Raw genomic sequence first — 22790 nt, 5'->3', positions numbered from 1 at the left:
CTCACGACACGCGGCGGGCCGCCAGCACAGGCCCCGCCGCAGTCTCGATCAGTTCGCCGTCCAGAGAAAACACGTCGGCCAGAACGCCGCGCGACAAGGCCTCCCGTGGCGGCGCATCGGCTACGACACGGCCCTTGGACACGACCACGATGCGGTCGCAGCAGCGGGCGGCAAGACCAAGGTCGTGAAGCGTGACCACGACGCCGGCGCCGCTCGCGGCCTCTCCACGCAGCAGGTCCAGCGTCAGAAGCTGAGCGTCCGGATCAAGCCCCGCGACGGGTTCATCCGCCACCAGCAGCGGCGCGCGGGTCGCCAGCATCCGGGCCAGCAGAACCTTCGCCCGCTCGCCGCCGGACATGTCCAGCACCCCGCGATCGACCAGATCGCCGGCGCCCACACGCGCCAGTCTTTCAACGGCCACCGCGTCGGCCTCGGATTCCGGCAAGTCGGTGGCGCCCAAGGCGGCGACCATGCGCGCTGAGACGTTCCAGGCGACGCGCCGATCCTGCGGCAGGTAGCCGACAAGACGCGCGCGCGCCGTGGGCGCGAGGCTCGTCACCGCCTGCCCCGACAAACGCGCCTCGCCCCTGAGGAGCGGGAGCAGGCCCAGCCCGGCGCGAAGCAGGCTGGTCTTGCCCGCGCCGTTGGGACCGACCACGCCCACGAGCTCTCCCGGCTTTACCGAAAACGTCGCGTCTTCGACCACCGTCTTGCGTCCTTGACGGATGGACAGGTCGACCAAGGTCCAAAGCGCGCTCATGACCGCCAGCTCCGCGACGCCCGCCAGGCCAGCAGCGCGAAGGCGGGCGCGCCGAACAGAGCGGTGACGACGCCGAGCTTCAGTTCCTGCTCGGTCGGGATCATCCGAGCGGCGAGGTCCGCCAGCACCACAAGCAAGGCTCCAGCAAAGGCAGAGGGCCAGAGGATGCGCTTGGGGTCGTCCTTGACGAGTGAGCGCACCAGGTGCGGAGCCGCTAGGCCCACGAAGCCGATCACACCCGAAGCGGCGACCGCCGCCCCGGTCAGCAACGCCGAGCCGGCGACGGCGTACACCCGCAGCCGCCCCATCGGCAGGCCCGACATCCGCGCGGCTTCCTCGCCCAAAGTCAGCATCCGCAGCCCCGCGCCGGCGCGCAGGCAAAGAGCCGAGCCCAGGACCATCGGAACCAACGCCCGCAGCGCGTCCATCGCGTCGCGGTTTTCGACCGAGCCCATAAGCCAAGCCAACATCTCCGCAGTCGCGACCGGCGAGCGCGAGAGGTTGAAAACCAACGCCGTCAGCGCGCCGCCGAAGGCCGACAGCGCCACACCGAACAGGATCAGCGCCTCGGGCTCGCGAAAGCGCGCCGCCACGGCGACCACGATCGCGCCGGCGATCAGCGCGCCCGCCAGCGCCGACAGCTCGATCGCCCCTGGAAGGACCGCGAACCCCGCTGAGATGGCGAAAGCCGCGCCCAGGCCTGAAACCGCCGAGACCCCAAGCACCCCGGGGTCGGCGAGCGGGTTGCGCAAAAGCCCCTGCATGGTCGCGCCAGCCATCCCCAGCGCCATGCCCACCAGCGCAGCCACCGCCACCCGTGGCGCCCGGATCGTCCACAAGACCTCGCCGGGCGGGGACAACGGGCGCGTCAGGGCCTCGGCGTATTGCGCCAGCGAGAACGAGGTCTCGCCGAGCGCCACGGCCAGCCCGGCCGCCAGCGCCAGAAGCGCTAGCATCAGAAAACAAAGTCGGTTCAGACTCATTGCGCCGCCTTGGCCAGCGCTGCAGATCCGTCGGCGGCGAACCAGGCGGGGCAGCCGACCACTGCGGCGGGGAGCGAAGCCACTGTACGGTTACGAACGACATGACGCAGAGCCGCGTGCCGTCCCGGTCCCCATCGGTCGGCGCCGGCTCGGGCGCGATCGAAAAAACCCAGCACCACGGCGGCCGGCGGCGTCATGACCATCTGCTCCAGAGACACCGGTGCGAAGTACGGCGCCTTGGTGGCGTTCGCATAGCCCGCAGCCCGCAGCATCGCATCGATCAGGGTGTTGGCCCCAGCGGTGTAACCACCGGGCGTCAGATACAGCGCCTCGCGTCCCCGCCCCGCGCCAGCGGCGACCTTGAGACGCGCGTCCATGCTGGTGATCAATGCTTCGCCTTGCGGACTACGATCCAGTGCGGCGGCGACCTTGCGGATGTTCGCCCGGACCCCGTCGAAATCCGCAGCGTCATCCAGCGTCACGGTCGCTACACCCTTGGCCTGCAAAGCCTTGGAGAGCCGGGCGTCGCCGCCCCAAAGCCGCACCACCAGTTGCGGCCGCGCCGATACGAGGCTTTCGAAGGTCGCCCGGCGCAAGGGCAAACCGACGGCCTGCTCGCGCATGTAGCTGTCGGCGGCGACCGCGCGGTACGACAGGCCGACGATCGCCTCGCGCGGCGCCAGAGCCAGCACATACTGGTCCGCGCACGAATCAAGCGACATCACGCGCGGCGTGGCCACCACCGGAATCGGGACAAACGCCATTACCGCCACGAGGGCGCACAAAGCCTTGGCGGCGCTCACGAATTCAGTCCGTAACCAGACCGTGCAACAGCCCGTCCAGCATCACCTTCATCAGTTGTTCCGGTTCGGACCAGCCCCGGGAAGGCTTGGTGATCAGCAGCGAGACCAGACCATGGCAGCCGCTCCAAAGCACCTCGGCCGCCTGGACCGCCGATCCTGACCGCAGACGTCCTTGGGCGGCGATATCGTGGACCGGTTCGCTGAACTTCTCGAAGCACCGGTCGCCGAGCGCCATCGTCTCTCCGATCTTGTCCGCCGAGACGTGATCGCCGGTGCTGCAGAACACCAGTTGGTAGGTGTTCGGATTGTCCAGAGCGAAACGCATGTACGCCTCGAGCATCAGACGGACGCGCGAAACCGGATCGATTGGCTGGCTCGCGATCTGGATATTGAGGTCCAGCAGACGCTCGATCGCGTCATTGCTGATCTCCAGCAGGATCTGGTCCTTGTCGCGAAAGTGCATGTAGAGGGCGGTCGACGACACGCCCACCGCATCAGCGATCTTGCGGATCGTCGCCCCCGAATAGCCTTCGGCGATAAAGATCTTCTCGGCCGCCGCCAGGATCTCGCCCCGGCGTAAGTGTCCGTCTCCCTTGGGCTTTCTCGCGGACTTGTGCGGCTTCTTCAAAACGACGGTCACGGACCTAGCTTCCCCTCATGTCCCCCAGCAGAACACTAAACGGGAATCACCCAGCCGTCGCAAGTCGCTGTGTCCAAGGCCCGACCGCCGCCCGCGCGCCGCAGAATGTGTCTATAACGAGCATTTTTTGATATTGACACGCTTCGGTTGAGATTCCGTTATCAGGTCTGTTGGGGCGAGCTGCGTATCCAGGGGCATCCATGGCGCGCGAAGATAGACGGCTGGAACCGGCGCTCGCGCCGGCGAGCGGACCTGTGTCCGTTGAAAATCCTGAGGGCTTCGGGCCTGCTGACAGCTCGACGGCGCAATATCGCGACGGCGCGCATCGGCCTCTTTCCCAAGCTCAGATGATCGCCTTGGGCGCTGCAGGCGCGCTCGCCGCCCTGGGCGCGGCCCTCGCGCCGCTGGCAGCTCTCGCGACAGTCCACCACTTGTTTTTCGTGGTGTTCCTTCTCGGCGGCCTCACCCGGCTGGCGGCGTCGATGACGCCCCTGCCTCGACACACGCCGCCGTCGCTGCCGGACGCCGAGCTTCCTGCCTACACGATCATCGCGCCCCTCTACCGCGAAGCCGAGGTCCTGCCCGAGCTGATCGAAAACCTCTGCGCCATCGATTACCCACGCGACCGATTGCAGGCGCTGATTGTGCTGGAAGCAGACGACGAGACCACCCGCGCCGTCGCCCGCGCCCTGGACTTGCCAAGTTTCGTGCAGGTGCTGGTGGTCCCGCCCGGGACACCGCGCACCAAGCCCCGCGCCTGCAACTACGCGCTGGAACGCGCCCGAGGCGAGCTGGTGGTGATCTACGACGCCGAGGACATGCCCGATCCTGGCCAATTACGCGAAGCGGCGGCGCGGTTCGCGGCCTCCGATCCGCGCCTGGCTTGCCTGCAGGCGCCCCTGCGGATCGAAGACCCAGGCTTCTCGCTGTTCCTGCCATCCCAGTTCCGGCTCGAATACGCCGCCCACTTCGAGGTGCTGCTGCCGGCGCTCGCACGATGGGGACTGGTGTTCCCGCTGGGCGGAACGAGCAACCACTTCAAGATCGCCGCACTCCGGCGGATTGGCGCCTGGGACGCCTACAATGTGACCGAGGATGCGGACGTCGGCTTTCGGCTCGCCGCAGCGGGCTATCACTTAGGCGTCATCGATCGGCCCACCTGGGAAACGGCCCCGACCACCGGCGCCCAATGGTTCCCCCAGCGCGCCCGGTGGATCAAGGGACACATGCAGACCCTCGCCGTCCATGCGCGCGGGCCCGTTCCGCGACAGGCCCGAAACGCCATCGCTCTTGGCCTGACTCTGGCCCAGTCGGTCGCCTCGTCGCACCTGCATGGGCCTGTCATGGCGGTGGCCGTGGCCTTGGCGCTTGTCGACTTCATGCCGGACGCATCCCTGGCCATCCCGCCTTGGGACCTTGTGCTCTATGTGCTGGGCTGGGGCGCAGCGGCGATCGCCGGGGCGCGCGGTGTGATGCGCGCGGGCGGACAGCCCAGGTGGCTGCACCTGCTGGGCATGCCGCTCTATTGGCTCTGCCAGAGCGCGGCGGCGGTCAAGGCGCTGTATCAGTTCATCACCGCGCCCCACCGATGGGACAAGACCCTGCATGTGCCGCGCTCTGGACCTTCGCCCCCCTAAGGCGGTATGGGCGGGCGATGGCTCCGAAGATCGCTCCCGCCCCCATCGTCATGCGCACCACCGGCTGGGCTGACTACGCCCTGCTGGACAGCGGGCACGGCAAGAAGCTGGAGCGCTACGGCCGCTACACCGTCGTTCGCCCCGAGCCGCAGTGCTTCTGGGCGCCGCGCCTGGAGCAAAAGGTCTGGGACAATGCCGACGCCGTCTTCGACCCCACCGACGAGGACGAGGCCGGCCGCTGGCGGTTCAAGGGCAAGCCGATCGAGAGGTTCGATCTGGCCTGGGGCAAGGCCAAGTTCCATGGCCAGTTCACGCCCTTCCGCCACCTGGCCTTCTTCCCCGAGCAGGCGGCCAACTGGGCCTGGCAGGACGAGCGGGTGCGCGCCTTCAAGGCTCAGCCTAAAATCCTGAATCTGTTCGGCTATACGGGCGTGGCCTCGCTGGTCTGCGCCGCCGCCGGCGCCGCCGTCACTCACGTCGACGCCTCCAAGAAGTCTGTCGGTTTCGCCCGCGAGAACGCGGCCTTCGCCGGCTTAGCCGACAAGCCGATCCGCTGGATCGTCGAGGACGCCCGCAAGTTCGTGGCCCGCGAGGTCCGGCGCGGCAACAAGTACGACGGCATCATTCTGGACCCGCCGAAGTTCGGCCGCGGCGCCGACGGCGAGGTCTGGCGTCTGTTCGAGGACCTGGCCGCCCTGACCAAGGACTGCGCCGCCCTGCTCAGCGACGACGCCTCGTTCCTGCTGATGAACGCCTATGCCGCCCGCGTCTCTGGCGCGGCGATGTCGGGACTGCTGGCCCAGGAGCTGCAAGGCCGTGGCGGCGTCATCGACTGGGGTGAACTGTCCCTCGTCGAGGAAAAGGGCGACCGGCAGATCGGCCTGTCGTTCTTCGCGCGCTGGTCTTCGGAGGGTTGAGGGACATGAACACCAAGACCGTCACCTCCCTGACCAACACCACCGTCAAGGCCGTCCGCGCCCTGCACATGCGCAAGGAGCGCGAGGAGAGCGGCCTGTTCCTCGCCGAGGGCCTGAAGATCGTCATCGAGGCGATCGACTGCGGCCACGCGCCCAAGATCGTCATGTACGGCCCCGACGCCGCCGACCATCCGATGCTGAAGAAGGCCGTCGCTGCGTGCCTCAAGGCCGGCGGCGAAGTCATTGAGGTCAATCGCGAAATCCTGGAGAAGGTCTCGCGCCGTGACAACCCGCAGGCGGTTGTCGCCGTCTTCAAGCAGGTATTCACGCCGCTGTCGGCCATCGTGCCTGAGAGCGCCCCCTGCTGGGTGGCCATGCAGGCCGTCCGCGACCCCGGCAACCTCGGCACCGTCATCCGCACCGCCGACGCGGCGGGCTGCGGCGGGGTGATCCTGGTCGGCGACTGCGTCGATCCCTATTCGGTCGAGGGCGTCCGCGCGACCATGGGCTCGATCTTCGCCGTGAAGATCGCCAAGGCCACGATCCCGGAGTTCCTGGCCTGGCGCGAAACCTGGCCCGGCAGCGTGGTGGGGACGCTCCTGACCGCCACCGTCGACCACAAGTCCGCCGACTATGTGAAGCCGTCGCTGATCCTGATGGGCAACGAACAACAGGGCCTGCCGCCGGAGCTGGCGGCGGCGTGCGACGTGAACGTGAAGATCCCGATGCGCGGCCGGGCGGATAGCCTGAATCTGTCGGTGGCCACGGGGATCATGATCTATACGGTGACGGGGTAGCGGACGGCGGCGTAAACGGCCGCTATGGGCGGAAATCGGACAGGCCGCAGGCCCCCACCGGACCATGCTTCGCATGGTCGTCCGCCCCCATAGGGGGCGGAAGGTGCGCGCCTTTCCCTTCTTCCCCCTCCGGGGGAGGAGCGCGAAGGCGCGGAGGGGGCAAGTATGGGTCGCTAGCAGACCCCCCTCACGTCCCTCTCGGCTTAGCCCGCGTCACCGGCGCGGCGTTCGCCGGATCGTCCGGCCAAACGTGCCGGGGATAGCGCCCCTTCATCTCGACCTTCACCTCGCGCCAGGAGCCTTTCCAGAAACCCGGCAGGTCCTTGGTGATCTGGATCGGGCGGTGGGCGGGCGACAGCAGCGAGAGCGTCAGCGGGACCTTGCCGCCGGCGACGCTGGGGTGTTCGGAGAGGCCGTAGAGTTCGCCCACCCGCACTTCGACGCGGGGCCCGCCCTCTGCGGAATAGTCGATAGCGAAGGTGTTGCCGGTCGGCGCTTCGAAGCGGACGGGCAGCAGGGCGTCCATCTTCCGCTGCAGGTCCCACGGCACCAGCGTCTTCAGCGCATCGTGCAGAGTCCCCTCGTCCAGGCTGGAGAGCGACGAGCGACCGGCCAGCAGCGGCTCCAGCCATTCGTCGAGGCGTTCGATCAGGGCGGCCTCCGACAGGTCGGGCCAGGCGTCGCCATCGACCGCGCGCAGGAAGGCCACGCGGTCCAGCAGCGCCCTGCCCCGCTCGCCCAGGCGCAGGGCCGACAGCCCCTCGGCGCGGACCTGGTCCGTCAGCGCGCCGGCGATCATGGCGGAATCGGGGTTCTCGATTAGCCGCTCTTCCAAAACGAGCTTGCCCAGACGCAGCAGCCGCTTGGCGCGCACCTTGCCGCCGGTGGTCTCCAGGCGATCCTCGGCGACCAGGCGATCGGCGAAGGTCTCGCGGAGGTCCGCTTCGTCGACGGCGGCTGCCAGCAGGATGCGGTCGCGGCTGTCGCCGCCGCCCAGCTCGCCGATCGCCAGCCAGGCCTCGCGGGCCAGCGGATCGGTCGGCTCCAGATAGACGCCGCGCCCGCCGGCCAGCTGAAACTCACCGGGCTTGCCGCGCGCCTTGGCGACACGTTCGGGATAGGCCTCGGCCAGCAGCAGCCCAATTTCGAGCGACTTTGCGCCCGAAGGCCTGCCGGCCGCGCGACTCCAGCGTTCCACCAAGGCCAGGGCGTCGCGACCGCGCGGCGAGCGATCCCGATGAAGGCCCTCCAGCCGCCGCCGCAGGTCGACATCGCGACCGCCCAGCCCTTGCTCGGTCAGCACTGCGGCGATCTCGGCCGCCTCGCGGGCCTGGCCCGAGGCCGCCCCCCGCGCGACCATGTGCGCCAGACGCGGCGGCAGCGGCAGGTCGGCCAGCGCCTTGCCGTGGGCGGTCAGGTCGCCCTGCGCGTCCAGGGCCTGAACGCGGGTCAGCAGCGCCCGCGCTTCGGCGAAGGCGGCGGCGGGCGGCGGATCCAGGAAGGTCAGGTCGCCAGGATCCTTCGTCCCCCAACGCGCCAGATCCAGCGCCAGCCGCGACAGGTCCGCCTCCAGGATTTCGGGCCGGGCGAAGGTCGGCAGCGACCGGGTCTCGGGCTCGTCCCACAGGCGGTAGCAGACGCCGGGCTCGGTGCGGCCGGCGCGGCCACGACGCTGGTCGGCGGCGGCGCGGCTGACGCGCACCGTCTCCAGCCGCGTGATGCCCGAGGCCGGATCAAAGCGCGGCACACGGGCCTGGCCCGCATCGATCACCACCCGCACGCCTTCGATCGTCAGGCTGGTCTCGGCGATCGAGGTGGCCAGCACGACCTTACGGCGGCCAGACGGGGCGGGAGAGATGGCGCGATCCTGCGCCGCCGGCTCCAACGCACCATAGAGCGGCGCGATATCGACGTCGGGGCGACGCAGGCGCTCGTTCAGCCAGGCTTCCGCTCGCCGGATCTCGCCCTGACCGGGCAGGAACACGAGGATCGAGCCGCTCTCCTCGGCCAGAGCCCGCTCGACCGCCCGCCCGATGCGCTCTTCGAGTCGCTGGCGCTCATCGCGGCCGAGGTAGCGCGTGTCGACCGGGAACATGCGGCCCTGGCTCTCGACGACAGGCGCGTCATTCAAGAGCGAGGAGATACGGGCGCCGTCCAGCGTCGCCGACATGATCAGCAGGCGCAGGTCCTCGCGCAGCACACTTTGAACGTCGCGGGCGAAGGCAAGGCCGAGATCGGCGTCGAGGCTGCGCTCGTGGAACTCGTCGAACAGCACGGCGGCGACCCCGTCCAGGCCGGGGTCGTCGAGAATCATTCGCGTGAACACGCCCTCGGTGACAACCTCGATCCGTGTCTTGGCCGATACCTTCGACTGGAGCCTGACGCGAAAACCAACCGTGTCACCAACGGATTCGCCCAGATTGGACGCCATGCGCGCGGCCGCCGCGCGGGCGGCCAGACGACGAGGCTCCAGCACGATGATCTTTCGTCCCTCGACCCACGGCGCGTCCAACAAGGCCAGCGGAACGGCCGTGGTCTTACCCGCGCCGGGCGGCGCAACCAGCACGGTCGCGTTGTTTGCGAGCAGCGCCGCCTTCAGCGCGGGCAGGACATTCTCGATCGGCAGCATTGGGTGGAGGCATAGCCCCTGAAATCGCATCCGTCACCGCAAGGCGTTGCGCGATGACGCCTCTCTGACTAACGTCCGCCCCCAATGCCTGACCGGCGGGGGTTCGCTGGTCGTTGGGGAAACGCACACATGGCCGGAAACAGGCTATTTTTGAAAAAGTCGATCGCGAGCATCCAGAAGGAAGCCGCCCATAGCCAGCTGAAGCGTACGCTGGGTCCCATCAACCTGATGAGCCTGGGCGTCGGCGCCATCATCGGCGCCGGCATCTTCGTGCTGACGGGTCAGGTGGCCTCGGCCAACGCCGGTCCCGCCATCATGCTGTCGTTCATTGTCGCGGGCATCGCCTGCGCCCTGGCCGGCCTTTGCTACGCCGAACTGGCTTCGACCATGCCGGTTTCGGGCTCCGCTTACACCTACGCCTACGGCACCCTGGGCGAAGTCTTCGCCTGGATCATGGGCTGGCTGCTCGTGCTCGAGTACGGCGTGGCCGCTTCGACCGTGGCGGTCGGCTGGTCGGGCTATGTGGTCAGCACCCTGCACGCCTTGGGGATCAATTTCCCGATGATCCAGGTGGCCGGCGCTGACGCCCCGATGTGGGCGACGCCGCTGATCCAAGCCGTCGCCGCGCCTGGCGGCGGCACGATGTTCGCCATGACCGGCACGCTGAACCTGGTGGCCGCCATCGGCATCGCCATGGTTTCGGCCCTGCTGGTGATCGGCGTCAGCGAGTCCGCCAACGTCAACAACGCCATCGTGGTCATCAAGGTGATCGTGCTGGTGACGTTTATCGCGGTCGGCGCGCAGTACATCAATCCGGCGAACTGGCACCCCTTCATCCCCGAGCCGACCGGTCAGCCGGGTGAGTTCGGCATCAGCGGCATCTTCCGCGGCGCCGCCATCATCTTCTTCGCCTATGTCGGTTTCGAAGCCGTTTCGACCGCCGCCGCCGAAGCCAAGAACCCCTCGCGCGACGTGCCGATCGGCATCCTGGGCGCTCTGGTGATCTGTACGCTGATCTACATGGCCGTCGCGGCCGTCATGACCGGCGTGGTGCCCTTCCGTGAACTGGCCAGCCCGGCCCCGATTGCCGTCGCCATCGACCGCATGGGCCTGGAATGGGCCGACATCCCCTACGCCGCAGCCGAAGGCGGCAAGCTGAACCTGATCAGCTTCGCCATCAAGATCGGCGCCATCACCGGCCTGTCGTCGGTCATGCTGGTGCTTTGCTACGGCCAGACCCGCATCTTCTACACCATGGCCCGCGACGGCCTGCTGCCGAAGGTGTTCGCCGAGATCCACCCGAAGTTCCGCACCCCGTGGATGGGCACCATCCTGCTGGGCGTCGTGATCGCCATCGCCGCCTCGTTCCTGCCGATCAGCCTGCTGGGCGATCTGGTGTCGCTGGGCACGGCCGTCGCCTTCTCGATCGTCTGCCTGTCGGTGATCTATCTGCGCATCAAGCACCCCGACCTGCCGCGTCCGTTCCGCGTTCCCGGCGGCATCTTCACCGCCGTGCTTGGCATCCTCGCCTGTCTGGGCCTGGCTTGGCAGAACTTCCAGCCGATGATCGTTCACGCGATGAACGACAATCCGCTGCCGCTGATGATCCTGGGCGGTTACGCCACGGTCGGCGCGGTGATCTACATCGCCTACGGCTTCTGGCACTCCAAGCTCGCCAAGGGCATCGACATCACCGAAGACACCGACATGAACTCGCCCGCCGAGGCGATGGGTCGTGGCGTGGACGACGTGAAGTAATCCGCCACCCTGGTGGACAACAGAAGGCCCGGGAGCGATCCCGGGCCTTCTTCATTTGGGCTGGCCCTGCGTCTATGTTGCGCGCAGCCAAGGAGTTTCCATGACCCAGACCATGCCGATCGCCGCCGTGATCGCCCCGGTCACCCCGCTGCAGCAGAACTGCACGATCGTCTGGTGCACGAAGACGATGAAGGCCGCCGTGATCGATCCCGGCGGCGAAGTTGATCGCCTGCTCAAGGCCATCGCTGACAAGGGTCTGACGCTCGAGAAAATCTGGATCACCCATGGCCACATGGATCACGCCGGCGGCGCGGCCGAGTTGAAAGCGCGGACGGGCGTGCCGATTGAGGGCCCGCACAAGGACGACCAGTTCTGGATCGACCGCATCCAGGAAAGCGGCGAGATGTACGGCATCCCCGAGGCCCGCATCTTCGTCACCGATCGCTGGCTCGACGACGGCGACAAGGTCACCCTGGGCGAGACCGAGTTCGAAGTCTTTCACTGCCCAGGCCACACCCCGGGACACGTGGTGTTCTTCCACCGCGAGACCAAGTTCGCCCAGGTCGGCGATGTGCTGTTCCAGGGATCGATCGGTCGCACCGACTTTCCCATGGGCAACCACCAGGACCTGATCGACTCGATCACCCAGAAGCTCTGGCCGCTGGGCGAAGATGTTCGCTTCGTGCCGGGCCATGGCCCCATGTCGACCTTCGGCGCCGAGCGTCGTGGCAATCCCTTTGTCGGGGATCGAGTGGTCGCGGCGATGAAGGCCCAGGGCGCGGGATTCCAGATCCCGAAGAACAACTCGCCCGGCTGACAGACCTGAGACGTCCGGTCGCGGCCTGGGTTGCGCGGCTGTTTCAGCCGTGAAATCTGAACGCGACGGGGACGTGACAGGAAAATTGCATGGAAAATGTCCAGAACTCCGTTCAAGGCGACCTCGACGCGGCCCGTGGCGCATCCTCGCGGATCCTGATTGTCGATGACGACCCCGGCATCCGCGACGTCGTCTCCGACTTCCTCGCCAAGCACGGCTACATCGTCGAAACCGCCCAGGACGCGCGCACGATGGAGCAGGTGCTGGCGCGCGGTCCGATCGACCTGATCGTGCTCGACGTCATGCTGCCGGGCGAAGACGGTCTGGCCATCTGTCGACGCCTCTCGGCCGCCGCCGATGGGCCGGCGATCATCATGCTCTCGGCCATGGGCGAGGAAACCGACCGGATCGTCGGCCTTGAACTCGGCGCCGACGACTACCTGCCCAAGCCCTGCAATCCTCGCGAGTTGCTGGCCCGCGTCCGCGCCGTACTCCGCCGCCGCCAGGAACCCCGTGTCGTCGACGACGCCATGGGCGCGGCCTGCGAATTCGCCGGCTGGCGGCTGGACCTCGTCCGTCGCGAGCTGCGTTCGCCGCAATCGGTCGTGGTGAACCTCTCCAGCGGCGAATTCTCGCTGCTCCGCGCCTTCGTGGAGCGCCCTCAGCGGGTGCTGACACGCGACCAGTTGCTGGACCTGGCGCGAGGCCGCGACAGCGACGCCTATGACCGCGCCATCGACGTGCAGATCAGCCGCCTGCGCCGCAAGCTCGACGATGGCGGCGGCAGCGAGCTGATCCGCACCATCCGCAGCGAAGGCTACATGTTCACCGCCAAGGTCGTGCGCACGCCATGATCCTGTCCCGGCGCGGGGCGCCGCTGTTCGTTCAGGCGCTGGAACTGTTGATCGTCACCCTGGTGGCGGCGCAGTTGATCTCGATCGCGGTGATCTTCACCCTGCCGCCGCCGCCGCCGGAGTTCTATCGCTCCAGCGAGATCGTCAAAGCGCTGAAGACCGGGCAGTCGGTCCAGCCGCGCGACGGACGGCTGCTGGTGGTCAAGCGTGAGGGCTCGATCCGCTCGGGCGGCCCGGACACGCCGCGGCGCGCCGACTTCAAGGCCGGCATCGGCAAGGCGCTGGGCGTACCCGCCAATCGCGTCGAACTGCAGATCGACAACGGCCCGCGCTTCTTCGTGCGTCGCACGCCCGTCACCCCGCCCAAGCCGGATGCGCCCCCCCCTCGACCAACGCTCAGCCCGGCTCGCGCGAGCCCTTCGCCCGTGAAGGCGCCGCCCCGGGCGGCGGCGGCAATGCGCGGAACGCCCAGGCTCGTGACGAACCTCTGATCTTTGGCGACTTCAAGGTCGGGGTCCGGCAAAGCGATGGTCACTGGCTGGTCGTGGAGCCCAAGCCCACCCTGCGCTTCGATAGCTGGCAGCAGCGCATCCTGCTGATCCTGCTGCTGTCGGTGATCGCCGTCACCCCGCTGGCCTGGCTGTTCGCCCGACGGCTGGCCCAGCCGATCACCGCCTTCGCCGACGCCGCCGAGCGTCTGGGCAAGGATCCCCGCACCCCGCCGCTGACCATCACCGGCTCGGGCGAGGTCGTCGCCGCCGCCAACGCCTTCAATATGATGCAGGAGCGCCTGCGTCGGTATGTGGAGGATCGCACGGCGATGGTCGGGGCGATCGCCCATGACCTGCGCACCCCTCTCACCCGCCTGAAGTTCCGGATCGAGGCCGTGCCAGACGATGTCCGGCCCAAGCTCGCCGCCGATATCGACCAGATGGAGGCCATGATCGCCGCCACCTTAGGGTTCGTGCGCGACACCAACCGCCCGGCCGAACGCACCAAGCTGGAACTGTCCTCGCTGCTGGAAAGCGTCATGGACGAAGCCGCCGAGACGGGGGGCGACACCACGGTCGAGCGGGCCGAGAAGACCATCATCGAGGGCGACCCGGTGGCCCTGAAGCGCCTCGTCTCCAATCTGGTGGAAAACGCTCTCAAGTATGGCGGCCGAGCGCGGGGCCGCGCGTTCTCCGAGGACGGCATGGCGATCATCGAGATCGACGACGATGGCCCCGGCGTGCCGCCGGCCGACCTGGAGCGCGTCTTTGAGCCGTTTTACCGGGGTGAGCCCTCGCGCAATCGCGAGACCGGCGGGATGGGTCTAGGGTTGGCTGTCGTCCGCTCTCTGGCGCGCGCGCATGGCGGCGACGTCACCCTGGCCAACCGACTCGGCGGCGGCCTCCGCGCCACGGTGAAACTGCCGGCCTGATTACGGCGGCGACGGGTCAGGTTTGTTTCCTCCCGGAAAACCGTTCGGCGCCGCCGGCCATCTCAAGGCCAAGCTTGTGATCTTCAAGTCCGTACCGCTTGGAGACACCTCTATGTTGCTACGCTCACTCGGTCTGACCGTCGGATTGGCCGCTGCGCTGTCAGCCTGCTCCAGTGCGCCACACGAACCGCTCGAACCGCACAGCGCCCACCGCAGGGACGAATACGCCCCCGGTCGACAGAGTCCGCAGCTCTTCATAAGTCCCGCTGGCGAGCCATTTCGCGCGCCGTCCGACGCGCCCTATCCCGTCGTGACCTGGTTCGCGGGCGCCGACGCTAACCACGACGGCGCCTTGAGCCGCGACGAGTTCGTCGCCGACACCCTGCGCTTCTTCGTCGTCCTTGATGCGGATCGCAACGGCGTCATCGACGGTTTTGAGGTCTCCGCCTACGAGAACCGCATCGCGCCGGAAATACTGGGCGGCCCCGCCCCAGAACCGATGCGCCCAGGGCCGAGGGGACTTGGGCAGGGCGGAGATGAACAACCCAGACCCCGGCAACGGAGCGCGAACATGCTACAAGGCGCAGCGCTTTACGGCCTGATCGCCGAGCCGCAACCCGTCATGGCCTCGGACGGAGACTTCGATCGGCGGATAACCCGTGAGGAGGCGGCCAGAGCAGCGAAGGCCCGCTTTGCTTTGCTAGACAAGGACCGAGACGGACTGCTGCGGCTAGCGGAACTTCCCAAGACCCCCTCGCAGGTCGGCTTGCGCCCGGGGCGGGGCGGCGGAGCCCTGGGCTCCGAGCGGGGGCGTGGTCCGATTGGCGCGAACGGACGCGGCGGGCGACCACCTGGCTGACGCTATCCCCCGACCAAACTGGCGATGATGTTGATCCCCAGAGCCAGAATGGCGGTGTTGTAGAAATAGGCCGCCGCCGCGTGGGCCGTCACCAGCCGGCGCAGTTTCGAAGTCAGGATGCTGTTGTCCGAGACCTGGAATGTCGCGCCGACGCTGAAAGCCAGATAGGCGAAGTCCATGTAGCTGGTGGGTGGTTCACCTGGAAACTGGATGCCGCCCTGGCCTTCGCCGCGCCCGAAATGGCGATGCGCATAGTGAAGAACGAAGGCCGACTGCAGCACCAGCCAGGACAGCATCATCGTTGACCCGGCCGCCACACCGACGAGAAACTTGATGTCGTCGGTACTGTCCTTGGCCGTAATCATCGCGTCGACGACGGCCCCCAAGCTCGCCAGGATCGCCGCCAGGACGATCAACAGCAGAACGGGCACGCCCTCGTCCTCCTCCGCCGCCCGCGACCGCACCTTGGCCTCGCTTGCGGTAAGGAACAGCCACCATGTCGTCGCCAGATAGATAATCGCTCCGGCGTCCCAGCCCAGCAAAACATGAGCACCCCTGGGGGCGTCAAAGTACTTCGCCACGCTCCAGACGACCAAGCCGGCCGTGAAAGACGCCGCCAAACGCCAATGGGCGAGCACCCGTCTCCCCATCTGCTTCTTCGTTGCAGCCATTTTTTGAGCAACTCCTTGAACGGCTGAACACCGGCTCGCGACGTAATTAGTCCGTTCCGACGGTGAACCGAAAGCGGCTTCACCGGTTACTTCACTGGAACGCACAGGAAGGACGCCATGACCGATCCCGACGCCCCGCCCCCGCCCGAGCCCAAGCCGCCCGAGTATGAGCCCGGCGTCGCCCCGGTCGAGGAGCCCCCACGCTCGCCCCCGGTCGATCCGGGAGACGATCGTCCTTACAGCGCCGCCTTCTCGCGCGTTCCGCCTGTGACCAGTCCCGACTAGGAGCCCCACATGGACACCGATAGCGAACGTCCCCGCGGTCGTCGCGGTTTCGCCGCCATGGACCCGGAACGCCGCCGCGAGATCGCCAGGAAAGGCGGAGCTAGCGTGCCCAGCGAGAAACGCAGCTTCGCCAAGGATCGTGACCTCGCGGCCAACGCAGGCCGCAAGGGCGGATCGTCGTCGCGGGGCTCCCGCCCCGGCGAAAGGTCTCTCTAAGCAACCCTCTGAGCAGACGCGCCGGCTTCGGATCTCGAAGCCGGCGCGCTTTCGCCCGTCCGCGAGATGAGCGATGGGCGCACTTCTTGGCTTGAGGCGCTCAATTGACGCGGCTCAGACGCCCGCAGACCTGCAAGCCTCACGCAGTCAGGGCATAGATCGCGAAGGCCGGATCCTCGCTGGTCCATCGCCGCATCACACGCCAGCCCGCGCGCTCCGCGATCGCTTCGAACATCTCCGGGCGATACTTGTGAGAATTCTCGGTGTGGATCGTCTCGCCCACTCGGAACGGGAAACTCCGGCCGGCTATCGTCACGGCCTGATCGCGCAGACTTTCAAGGTGCATCTCAATGCGGCTGTCGTCCGCGTTCCAAACCGCGCGATGCGCGAACGCCTCCAGCTCGAAAGACCCGCCCAGTGCGCGATTGATGTGGGCAAGGATGTTGCGGTTGAACGCCGCTGTCACACCTTGGGCGTCATCATAGGCTGGGATCAGTACGTTCGGATCCTTGGCGACGTCCGCGCCCACGATGAAGGTTGAGCCCTCCCCTAAAAGCGCGCGCGCCTGCCCAAGCAAGGCCTCGGCCTCAGCCGGCGCGAAATTGCCGATCGTGGACCCTGGAAAGAAACCGACCGCCGCACGACCTTGAGCCGCGTCCGGTAAAACGATGGCGCGCGTGAAATCCTCGACCAGAGGCGTGACGACCAGCCTGGGGTAGACTGAGCGGAGGCGCCGCGCGGCCGAGTCCAAGGCCTCCGGGCTGATGTCGATCGGCGCGTAGACGGCGATCTGCGGCGCGGCGTCCAACAGGATCCGGGTCTTTGCGCTCGCGCCGCTACCAAACTCCACAAGCGCGGCGTCGGGCGGAACAAGAACGGCGATCTCGGGCGCGATCTTCGACAAAAGAGCCGTTTCCGTGCGCGTGAGATAGTATTCGGGCAGCTCGCAGATCGCTTCGAAAAGACGTGAGCCTTCCGCGTCGTAGAAGTACTTTGACGGAAGCGATTTTTGCCCACCGGAGAGACCCGCCACCACCTCATCGAGGAAGGCGTTCTTAGGCGTCGGGAGCGGCGGGCGATCATCCTCGGCAAGCCGAACGCCGGCGAACATCCAGCGGCTGCCCGCGTGGAAGAAGTTTCGATAGCTTGGCCTTGAGTGGCCGGGCGGGGTCGCTAGACAGCCGCCGCGCAGGGTCATCTGGTTGACCATGAACTTGCCGTTGTACTCGCCAAGCGCTCCGGCGCCCGGCCGAAAACCGGGATAGGGCGCGTAGGCGCTGGAGGTCCATTGCCAGGCGTGACCGTAGAGTTGCCGAAGCGCTCCACCTTCGACGCTGGTCGCCGCCGCCTCCCACTCCGCCTCGGTGGGCAAGCGGTGGCCGCTCCAGGCGGCGTAGGCGGCCGCTTCGTAGTAACTGACGTGAAGCACCGGCGCGTTAGGATCGACGGGACGCCGCCCCTCCAACGTCATGGTGCTCCAGCCGGCCTCCTCGCGACGCCAGTAGGCGGGCGCTTCCCAGCCTTCGGACTGCGCCAGGGTCCAGCCGTCGGACAGCCAGAACTCGACCTGGCGATAACCGCCTGCTTCCATGAAGGCCAGCCATTCGCCATTGGTGACGAGACGATCAGCCAACTGGTAAGGCGCGACATAGGCCTTATGGCGGGGCCGCTCGTTGTCGAAAGCAAAACCCGCTTCCCGAGCGCCGACATCGACCAGTGCCCCCTGAAAGCGCAGGAAGCGCTGAGGGCCGGCATCGCCAGACCTCCGAGGCTCGGCCACCCGGTAAGCTGGGTCGAGCGGCGACTGGGCGAAGAGATGCAGAATATCCATCAGGATCAGCTCCTGATGTTGCTCCTCATGCGCGAGGCCCAATTCCAGCCGCTCAAGGACTTCCGGTGTCGGCGCCTGGGACAGCAGACGCGTCATCGCCGCATCGACGAATGCGCGATAGGCGCCCACCTCTACCACCGAAGGCCTCGTCAGCAGTCCGCGCTGAGGCCGCGGCTGTCGAGGCCCGACCGCTTCGTAATACGAGTTGAAGAGATAGCCGAACGCGGGGTCGTAGACCGTGTACCCCGGCAAAAAGGGCGTCAGCAGAAAGGTCTCAAAGAACCACGTGGTGTGAGCCCGATGCCACTTCGTCGGACTGGCGTCAGGCATCGATTGGGCGGCCTGGTCCTCGGGCGACAGCGGGGCGGCCAGGTTCTCGGTCCGACGCCGCACGGCCAGATAGCGCTCCACCAGGCTTTGCGCCTCTACAGCGGCGCCTATCAGGGGAAAATCGTCCGGCTTCATGCGCGCTCCTGGGGCAAGCGAAGATCGCTGGCGCCTAAGCGACGACAACGTCGCTCGAACTTCGCTGTTCCCGTCGGTGCGAGAAAGAGGCTGACCGCCACGCTGCCGCCACAAGGTGGCAGCAGTCGCGCGTCCAGGCCCTGGGGCGCACCTTAGCGCCCCTCAGGCTGCGCCGGCGACCTCCAGCAATCGGCCGATCATGCCCTGCAAGACCTCCGTCGCGCGTTTGGGCGAAAGCGCCTGATCGCGCCGCAGACGGTTCCAGACATCGAAGCTGAGCAGCATGTCGATCCCCTCGAAGAGGACGCGATCCTTGGCGATCTCGACCGGCAGTTGTCGGCGCAAAATCTCGCGGGAGACCTCGACCATCTTGGTGTTGTCAGCCACCAGGGTCGGTGAGCTGTGGCGAAGAACTTCCGAAGCGCGCTTGAAAGGGCCAATCCGCTCATAGGCCCAACCCCGACGCTCCACGAGCTCCAGCACCCGCTCGCGCCAGGTCGCGCCCTTGAACGGAGTGTGGACCAGCGACATCAGCTCGCCCTCGATCACCGCCGACATCTCAAGGTACAGGCTCTCGAGATCCTTGAAGTGTCGGAACACCGTGCGCAGACCGACATCCGCCCGCGTCGCCACCAACTCGGCGGAAGGAGAGATCTCCCCCTCGCGGACAAGATCGAGCATGGCCTGAACGATCCGGGCGCGACTGTCCTGCGAACGCCGGCGGCGACCGTCCGCGGCGGGGGCTTCGGGCTCGACATCGGCCCCCGCTCGAAGGTAGCGCGGCGCAGAACTCACGAACGGGATCCTCTCAGTCTGTTCGGTTCTGCTTAGCCCCGCGAGCGGCGTGGGGCCAAGTGCGAACTAGAGGACAATCAGCCGGTTCGACCACTTGATCTCCTTGGAACCCACCGGCAGCGAGGCGAAGTCGCCATCCCGGCCAACCTTGACGGGTCCGCCAAAGATCTGGCGCGAGCGGCCGAAGAACGGTCCGTCCAGCGCGCGGACCGGCAGCGGCGGGATGATGTGATAGAACAGGAGCGCGCCGACACCCGCCGCCTTGGCCTCGCGGGCCGCAACCTCCGGGGCGGTGTGGTAGTCGAGGATGTCGTGGAAGATATGGGCGTAGTTGTCGCGACCCAGCTTCTCGGCGACCTCCTTCTGAACGGCCACCAGGTTCGGCGCCAACCCTTCGTGCAGCAAGAGGTCAGCGCCCTTGGCGGCCTTCACCAAGCGTTCCGAAGGGCCCGTGTCGCCGCTGATCACGACGCTGCGCCCCTTGTATTCGAAGCGATAGCCGACGGCGCCTTCCACCGGATGGTGCGCCACCGGGAAGGCCCAGACCTTCAGGCCGGGCTTCTCCAGCACCAGAATATCGGGCGCCGCCGGATTGGCCACGAAGGCGTGCGGCTCGCCGCCAAAGCCCGATGGCGGCGCCACGGCCTCGCCATGGTGGGCGATGCGGTAGCCGCGATCCAGCGTGTAGGCTTGCTCGAAGCCTTGAACCACCTGCTCCAACCCTTGCGGGCCGTAGATCGGCGTCGGCGTCTTGGAGGCTCCCGACGCCCAGCGCTGCAGCATCAGTTCGCCCAGGTCGGCGATGTGGTCGGAGTGATAGTGGGTGATGAACACCCCGGTCACGCGCGGGGGCGGCATATTCATCAGCAGCAGGTTGCGGGTCGATCCGGACCCTGAGTCGACCACGAAGAGATCCTTGCCCGCGACCACCGCCACGCAGGGCCCAGACCGCAGGGGATCCGCCATCGGCGATCCCGCCCCGCAGAGACCCACATGCAGGCCATCCGGCAAGTCCTTCATCGTATCGACGGCCAGGACCTGCTCATAGACCTTGCGCATAGCGGCTTGCGCCAGACGCTCGCGCATCAACCAGGCGCTTCCCAGACCCACCGCGATCACGCCGGCCGCAACGCCCAACCCGATCCAAACCTTACGCATCCGCCCTCTCCATCTCGTCCTTGACCAATAGGCGACATAATGGCACGCATAGTGTCAATACAAATCTCGATGGTCGGAGAAATCCCATGGATGTGTTGCGGACGCCGGACGAGCGGTTCGAGGGCTTGGCGGACTGGACTTTCGCGCCCCGTTATACGGAGGTGACCGACGCCGACGGCACGTCGCTGCGCATCCACCACGTCGACGAAGGGCCCAAGGATCAGCGGCCGATCCTGCTGATGCACGGCGAGCCGTCTTGGGCCTATCTCTATCGCAAGGTCATCGCCGACCTGGTCGCCAAGGGGCGTCGCGCCGTGGCGCCGGACCTCATTGGCTTCGGCCGCTCCGACAAGCCCGCCAAGCGCGCCGACTACACCTACGAGCGCCACGTGGCGTGGATGAGCGACTGGCTGGTCCAGAACGACCTCAAGGACATCGTGCTGTTCTGTCAGGACTGGGGCGGCCTGATCGGTCTGCGCCTCGTGGCCGCGTTCCCGGAACGCTTCTCGGCCGTGGTGGTCTCTAATACTGGCTTGCCGATCGGCGTGGGCAAGAGCGAGGGCTTCGAGGCGTGGCTGAACTTCAGCCAGAACACGCCGGAACTGCCCATCGGTTTCATCCTGAACGGCGGCACGGCGCGCGATCTGTCGGACGCAGAACGGGCGGCCTATGACGCGCCCTTCCCGGACGAAAGCTACAAGGAAGGCGCCCGCATCTTCCCGGCGCTGGTGCCGATCACGCCCGAACACGCCTCGGTCGAAGAGAACAAGGCCGCCTGGGCGGTGCTGGAAAAATTCGAAAAGCCCTTCGTCACCGCCTTCAGCGACGCCGACCCGATCACGCGCGGTGGCGAGGCGATGTTCCTGGCCCGTGTGCCCGGAACCAAGGGCGTTGCCCACACGACGCTGAAGGGCGGCCACTTCGTGCAGGAGGACAGCCCCTCGGAGATCGCGTCGCTGCTGGACGGTCTCGTCGCCGGTCTGCCCAAAGCCTGAACCGGAGCCGTCAGATGAAGGTCGTCAACACCGTCTTCCCCAGCCCCGAACAATTCCAAGAGTTCTTCGGCGCGCCTGACGATGGTCCATTCGTCATGGTCAACTTGCTGAAATTCAAGGAGAAGGCCGAATATCCCGATGGCTCGGAACCTGAGCTGTCGGGCCGCGAGGCCTATGCCCGCTACGGCGCCGCCGTCTCGGCCATGGTCGAGGCGCTGGGCGGTCGCATCCGCTATAGCGGCGCGGTCACCGGGCTGCTTCTGGGCGAGGTGGAGGAGATGTGGGACGCGGTCGCCCTGGCCGAATACCCCTCCCTCGCCGCCTTCCAGACGATGGCGCTCTCGCCGGAAATGCAAGCCATCGAACACCATCGAAAGGCGGGTCTGGCGGGCCAGCTCAATATCCGCACCCGCCCCGGGCCAGGCTTCTAGCGCGCCTGGCGGTACGAGAAGGGCGTCGGACTCAGCCCCGACGCCCTCGCTACCTGGGCCCGAGACCGAGCCTCAGCGTTCAGCGTTCAGCGCGCAGGACGGTCCGGAAACCAACGTGTGAAGCGCCGCTATCCGGCGGGCCCGGCGTTCGCGCCGCAGGGCGATAGCGGAAGCAGTAGTCGTCAGCGCAGAGGAAGGAGCCGCCCTTGACCACGTGCTTGGGGGCGCTGGGGTCTTCCGGATCGAGCGCCCGGGCCTCTGGCGGACCGCCCTGCTCGATGACGCTGACCGGATCAAGGCCGGGCCTGAACCAATCCCGGGTCCACTCCCAGACATTCCCCGCCATGTCGCGCAGGCCATAACCGTTCGGCGGGAAGCAACCGACAGGCGCGGCCTGGGCCTTGAAGCCGTCATCGCCGAGATCCTGGGCTGGAAAGACGCCCTGCCAGGTGTTGGCGCGTGGCTTGGATGGATCCTGCGGCTGGTCGCCCCAGGTGTAGCGCTTGCCCACGAGACCGCCGCGCGCGGCGTACTCCCATTCGGCTTCGGTCGGGAGGTCGCGACCCAGCCAGCGGGCATAGGCCATGGCGTCCTCCCAGGCGATGTGAACCACCGGCCAGGCGTCCTTGCCGCGGATGTTCGAGCCGGGCCCTTCCGGATGCCGCCAGTCGGCGCCGGGGATCACCCGCCACCATTGGGAAGGATCGTCCGACCTCGCCCCCTTCGCCCCCACGAAGACGAGCGAGGCCGGACGCCGCTGCGCCGCCGGTACGTGGGCGTAGCGCGCGGGGTCGAGCGGTCGTTCGGCCACGGTGCGATATCCCGTAGCCTCGACGAACCGCGCGAAGGCGGCGTTGGTGACTTCGGTTCGATCGATCCAGAACGGCGCAACCTTGACGGTCTGCGGCGGTCCTTCCTCCGGACGCAGCGGCGCCGCCCCCATCTGGAACGCGCCCCCCGCCAGCCGGACCATGCCTAACGTGCGGTTCTGCGGGTCCGGGACGGGGGGATCAGCCAGGCAAGCCTTGGGCGCTGGCCGGCCGCAGCCCGCCAGCGCCAGGGTCAT

The 22790-nt window shown here is 67.4% G+C and carries 20 protein-coding genes and 2 pseudogenes; 12 read left to right on the top strand and 10 right to left on the bottom strand.

All coding sequences use genetic code 11. The annotated features are described in order from the left end of the window. Window position 1: 1 nt before the first annotated feature. From CSW63_RS09270 to CSW63_RS09255, 4 genes are read right to left on the bottom strand one after another with little or no spacing between them, the layout of a single operon-like run. The gene (locus tag CSW63_RS09270) at window positions 2–760 is read right to left on the bottom strand and encodes an ABC transporter ATP-binding protein (protein ID WP_062094057.1); all 759 of its coding nucleotides are present in this window, start codon (window positions 758–760) and stop codon (window positions 2–4) included. Further along, window positions 757–1797, bottom strand: coding sequence for an iron ABC transporter permease (locus CSW63_RS09265; protein ID WP_099503768.1), 1041 nt, complete (start codon window positions 1795–1797; stop codon window positions 757–759). The genes CSW63_RS09270 and CSW63_RS09265 overlap by 4 nt, the downstream gene beginning before the upstream one ends. Continuing rightward, a complete protein-coding gene (locus CSW63_RS09260) occupies window positions 1740–2546 on the bottom strand; it encodes an ABC transporter substrate-binding protein (protein ID WP_062094055.1) in 807 nt (268 codons plus the stop codon). The genes CSW63_RS09265 and CSW63_RS09260 overlap by 58 nt, the downstream gene beginning before the upstream one ends. A gap of 4 nt (window positions 2547–2550) precedes the next feature. After that, window positions 2551–3186 (bottom strand): TetR/AcrR family transcriptional regulator, encoded by a 636-nt coding sequence (locus CSW63_RS09255; RefSeq protein WP_062094054.1) that lies wholly within the window; start codon window positions 3184–3186, stop codon window positions 2551–2553. Between the two features lie 200 nt (window positions 3187–3386). Between CSW63_RS09255 and CSW63_RS09250 the strand changes: the two genes are divergently transcribed. From CSW63_RS09250 to CSW63_RS09240, 3 genes are read left to right on the top strand one after another with little or no spacing between them, the layout of a single operon-like run. Then, on the top strand, window positions 3387–4823 hold the full coding sequence (locus tag CSW63_RS09250; RefSeq protein ID WP_062094053.1) for a glycosyltransferase: 1437 nt from the start codon (window positions 3387–3389) through the stop codon (window positions 4821–4823). A gap of 17 nt (window positions 4824–4840) precedes the next feature. Continuing rightward, window positions 4841–5740 (top strand): class I SAM-dependent methyltransferase, encoded by a 900-nt coding sequence (locus CSW63_RS09245; protein WP_062094052.1) that lies wholly within the window; start codon window positions 4841–4843, stop codon window positions 5738–5740. 5 nt (window positions 5741–5745) lie between these two features. Beyond that, the gene (locus tag CSW63_RS09240) at window positions 5746–6537 is read left to right on the top strand and encodes an RNA methyltransferase (RefSeq protein ID WP_062094051.1); all 792 of its coding nucleotides are present in this window, start codon (window positions 5746–5748) and stop codon (window positions 6535–6537) included. Window positions 6538–6724: 187 nt separating this feature from the next. On the opposite strand, the gene hrpB is transcribed toward CSW63_RS09240, so the two are convergent. Beyond that, window positions 6725–9196, bottom strand: a complete 2472-nt coding sequence (hrpB, locus tag CSW63_RS09235) for an ATP-dependent helicase HrpB (protein WP_168193632.1) — start codon at window positions 9194–9196, stop codon at window positions 6725–6727. 99 nt (window positions 9197–9295) lie between these two features. On the opposite strand from hrpB, the gene CSW63_RS09230 reads away from it, so the two are divergent. The 5 genes and pseudogenes from CSW63_RS09230 (at window position 9296) to CSW63_RS09210 (ending at window position 14877) form a co-directional block, all read left to right on the top strand. Then, entirely contained in the window at window positions 9296–10924 is a 1629-nt protein-coding gene (locus CSW63_RS09230; protein ID WP_168193631.1) for an amino acid permease, read from the top strand. A 100-nt stretch (window positions 10925–11024) separates the two neighbouring features. Next, a complete protein-coding gene (locus CSW63_RS09225) occupies window positions 11025–11741 on the top strand; it encodes an MBL fold metallo-hydrolase (protein ID WP_062094048.1) in 717 nt (238 codons plus the stop codon). Between the two features lie 89 nt (window positions 11742–11830). Next, window positions 11831–12595, top strand: a complete 765-nt coding sequence (locus CSW63_RS09220; protein WP_062094047.1) for a response regulator — start codon at window positions 11831–11833, stop codon at window positions 12593–12595. Further along, window positions 12592–14018, top strand: a pseudogene (locus CSW63_RS09215) (ATP-binding protein). Before CSW63_RS09220 ends, CSW63_RS09215 begins: the two are co-directional and overlap by 4 nt. A 310-nt stretch (window positions 14019–14328) precedes the next feature. Next, the gene (locus CSW63_RS09210; RefSeq protein ID WP_349290478.1) at window positions 14329–14877 is read left to right on the top strand and encodes a hypothetical protein; all 549 of its coding nucleotides are present in this window, start codon (window positions 14329–14331) and stop codon (window positions 14875–14877) included. A gap of 2 nt (window positions 14878–14879) precedes the next feature. Here CSW63_RS09210 and CSW63_RS09205 read toward each other — a convergent pair whose 3' ends face one another. Beyond that, entirely contained in the window at window positions 14880–15548 is a 669-nt protein-coding gene (locus CSW63_RS09205; RefSeq protein WP_062094045.1) for a DUF1345 domain-containing protein, read from the bottom strand. A 117-nt stretch (window positions 15549–15665) separates the two neighbouring features. Between CSW63_RS09205 and CSW63_RS09200 the strand changes: the two are divergent. Then, a pseudogene (locus CSW63_RS09200) lies at window positions 15666–15819 on the top strand (hypothetical protein). Window positions 15820–15842: 23 nt separating this feature from the next. Continuing rightward, window positions 15843–16049, top strand: coding sequence for a general stress protein (locus CSW63_RS09195; protein ID WP_062094044.1), 207 nt, complete (start codon window positions 15843–15845; stop codon window positions 16047–16049). 139 nt (window positions 16050–16188) lie between these two features. Here CSW63_RS09195 and egtB read toward each other — a convergent pair whose 3' ends face one another. From egtB to CSW63_RS09180, 3 genes are all read right to left on the bottom strand, one after another. Beyond that, window positions 16189–18345 (bottom strand): ergothioneine biosynthesis protein EgtB, encoded by a 2157-nt coding sequence (gene egtB, locus CSW63_RS09190; RefSeq protein WP_062094043.1) that lies wholly within the window; start codon window positions 18343–18345, stop codon window positions 16189–16191. Between the two features lie 162 nt (window positions 18346–18507). Beyond that, window positions 18508–19140: a TetR/AcrR family transcriptional regulator gene (locus CSW63_RS09185; RefSeq protein WP_062094042.1), complete on the bottom strand. Its 633-nt coding sequence runs from the start codon at window positions 19138–19140 to the stop codon at window positions 18508–18510. 66 nt (window positions 19141–19206) lie between these two features. Beyond that, complete coding sequence (locus tag CSW63_RS09180) at window positions 19207–20298, bottom strand: MBL fold metallo-hydrolase (protein ID WP_099503770.1); 1092 nt, start codon at window positions 20296–20298, stop codon at window positions 19207–19209. A gap of 86 nt (window positions 20299–20384) precedes the next feature. On the opposite strand from CSW63_RS09180, the gene CSW63_RS09175 reads away from it, so the two are divergent. Next, complete coding sequence (locus CSW63_RS09175) at window positions 20385–21293, top strand: haloalkane dehalogenase (RefSeq protein WP_062094040.1); 909 nt, start codon at window positions 20385–20387, stop codon at window positions 21291–21293. A gap of 14 nt (window positions 21294–21307) precedes the next feature. After that, window positions 21308–21724, top strand: a complete 417-nt coding sequence (locus CSW63_RS09170) for a DUF1330 domain-containing protein (RefSeq protein WP_062094039.1) — start codon at window positions 21308–21310, stop codon at window positions 21722–21724. A 79-nt stretch (window positions 21725–21803) separates the two neighbouring features. Here CSW63_RS09170 and CSW63_RS09165 read toward each other — a convergent pair whose 3' ends face one another. Continuing rightward, complete coding sequence (locus CSW63_RS09165; protein ID WP_369797837.1) at window positions 21804–22790, bottom strand: formylglycine-generating enzyme family protein; 987 nt, start codon at window positions 22788–22790, stop codon at window positions 21804–21806.

Origin of the sequence: Caulobacter sp. FWC26, from assembly GCF_002742645.2 — a bacterium.
Lineage (GTDB): Bacteria > Pseudomonadota > Alphaproteobacteria > Caulobacterales > Caulobacteraceae > Caulobacter.
Note: the sequence above shows the minus strand (reverse complement) of the source record. Positions and strands in the feature narration are given on the sequence as shown.

What these genes read in the sequence shown, in the direction of transcription:
- CSW63_RS09270 (WP_062094057.1), bottom strand. Translation starts at nt 760, where the DNA reads ATGAGCGCGCTTTGGACCTTGGTCGACCTGTCCATCCGTCAAGGACGC.
- CSW63_RS09250 (WP_062094053.1), top strand. Translation starts at nt 3,387, where the DNA reads ATGGCGCGCGAAGATAGACGGCTGGAACCGGCGCTCGCGCCGGCGAGC.
- CSW63_RS09245 (WP_062094052.1), top strand. Translation starts at nt 4,841, where the DNA reads ATGGCTCCGAAGATCGCTCCCGCCCCCATCGTCATGCGCACCACCGGC.
- CSW63_RS09240 (WP_062094051.1), top strand. Translation starts at nt 5,746, where the DNA reads ATGAACACCAAGACCGTCACCTCCCTGACCAACACCACCGTCAAGGCC.
- hrpB (WP_168193632.1), bottom strand. Translation starts at nt 9,196, where the DNA reads ATGCGATTTCAGGGGCTATGCCTCCACCCAATGCTGCCGATCGAGAAT.
- CSW63_RS09230 (WP_168193631.1), top strand. Translation starts at nt 9,296, where the DNA reads ATGGCCGGAAACAGGCTATTTTTGAAAAAGTCGATCGCGAGCATCCAG.
- CSW63_RS09225 (WP_062094048.1), top strand. Translation starts at nt 11,025, where the DNA reads ATGACCCAGACCATGCCGATCGCCGCCGTGATCGCCCCGGTCACCCCG.
- CSW63_RS09220 (WP_062094047.1), top strand. Translation starts at nt 11,831, where the DNA reads ATGGAAAATGTCCAGAACTCCGTTCAAGGCGACCTCGACGCGGCCCGT.
- CSW63_RS09205 (WP_062094045.1), bottom strand. Translation starts at nt 15,548, where the DNA reads ATGGCTGCAACGAAGAAGCAGATGGGGAGACGGGTGCTCGCCCATTGG.
- CSW63_RS09195 (WP_062094044.1), top strand. Translation starts at nt 15,843, where the DNA reads ATGGACACCGATAGCGAACGTCCCCGCGGTCGTCGCGGTTTCGCCGCC.
- egtB (WP_062094043.1), bottom strand. Translation starts at nt 18,345, where the DNA reads ATGAAGCCGGACGATTTTCCCCTGATAGGCGCCGCTGTAGAGGCGCAA.
- CSW63_RS09180 (WP_099503770.1), bottom strand. Translation starts at nt 20,298, where the DNA reads ATGCGTAAGGTTTGGATCGGGTTGGGCGTTGCGGCCGGCGTGATCGCG.
- CSW63_RS09175 (WP_062094040.1), top strand. Translation starts at nt 20,385, where the DNA reads ATGGATGTGTTGCGGACGCCGGACGAGCGGTTCGAGGGCTTGGCGGAC.
- CSW63_RS09170 (WP_062094039.1), top strand. Translation starts at nt 21,308, where the DNA reads ATGAAGGTCGTCAACACCGTCTTCCCCAGCCCCGAACAATTCCAAGAG.
- CSW63_RS09165 (WP_369797837.1), bottom strand. Translation starts at nt 22,790, where the DNA reads ATGACCCTGGCGCTGGCGGGCTGCGGCCGGCCAGCGCCCAAGGCTTGC.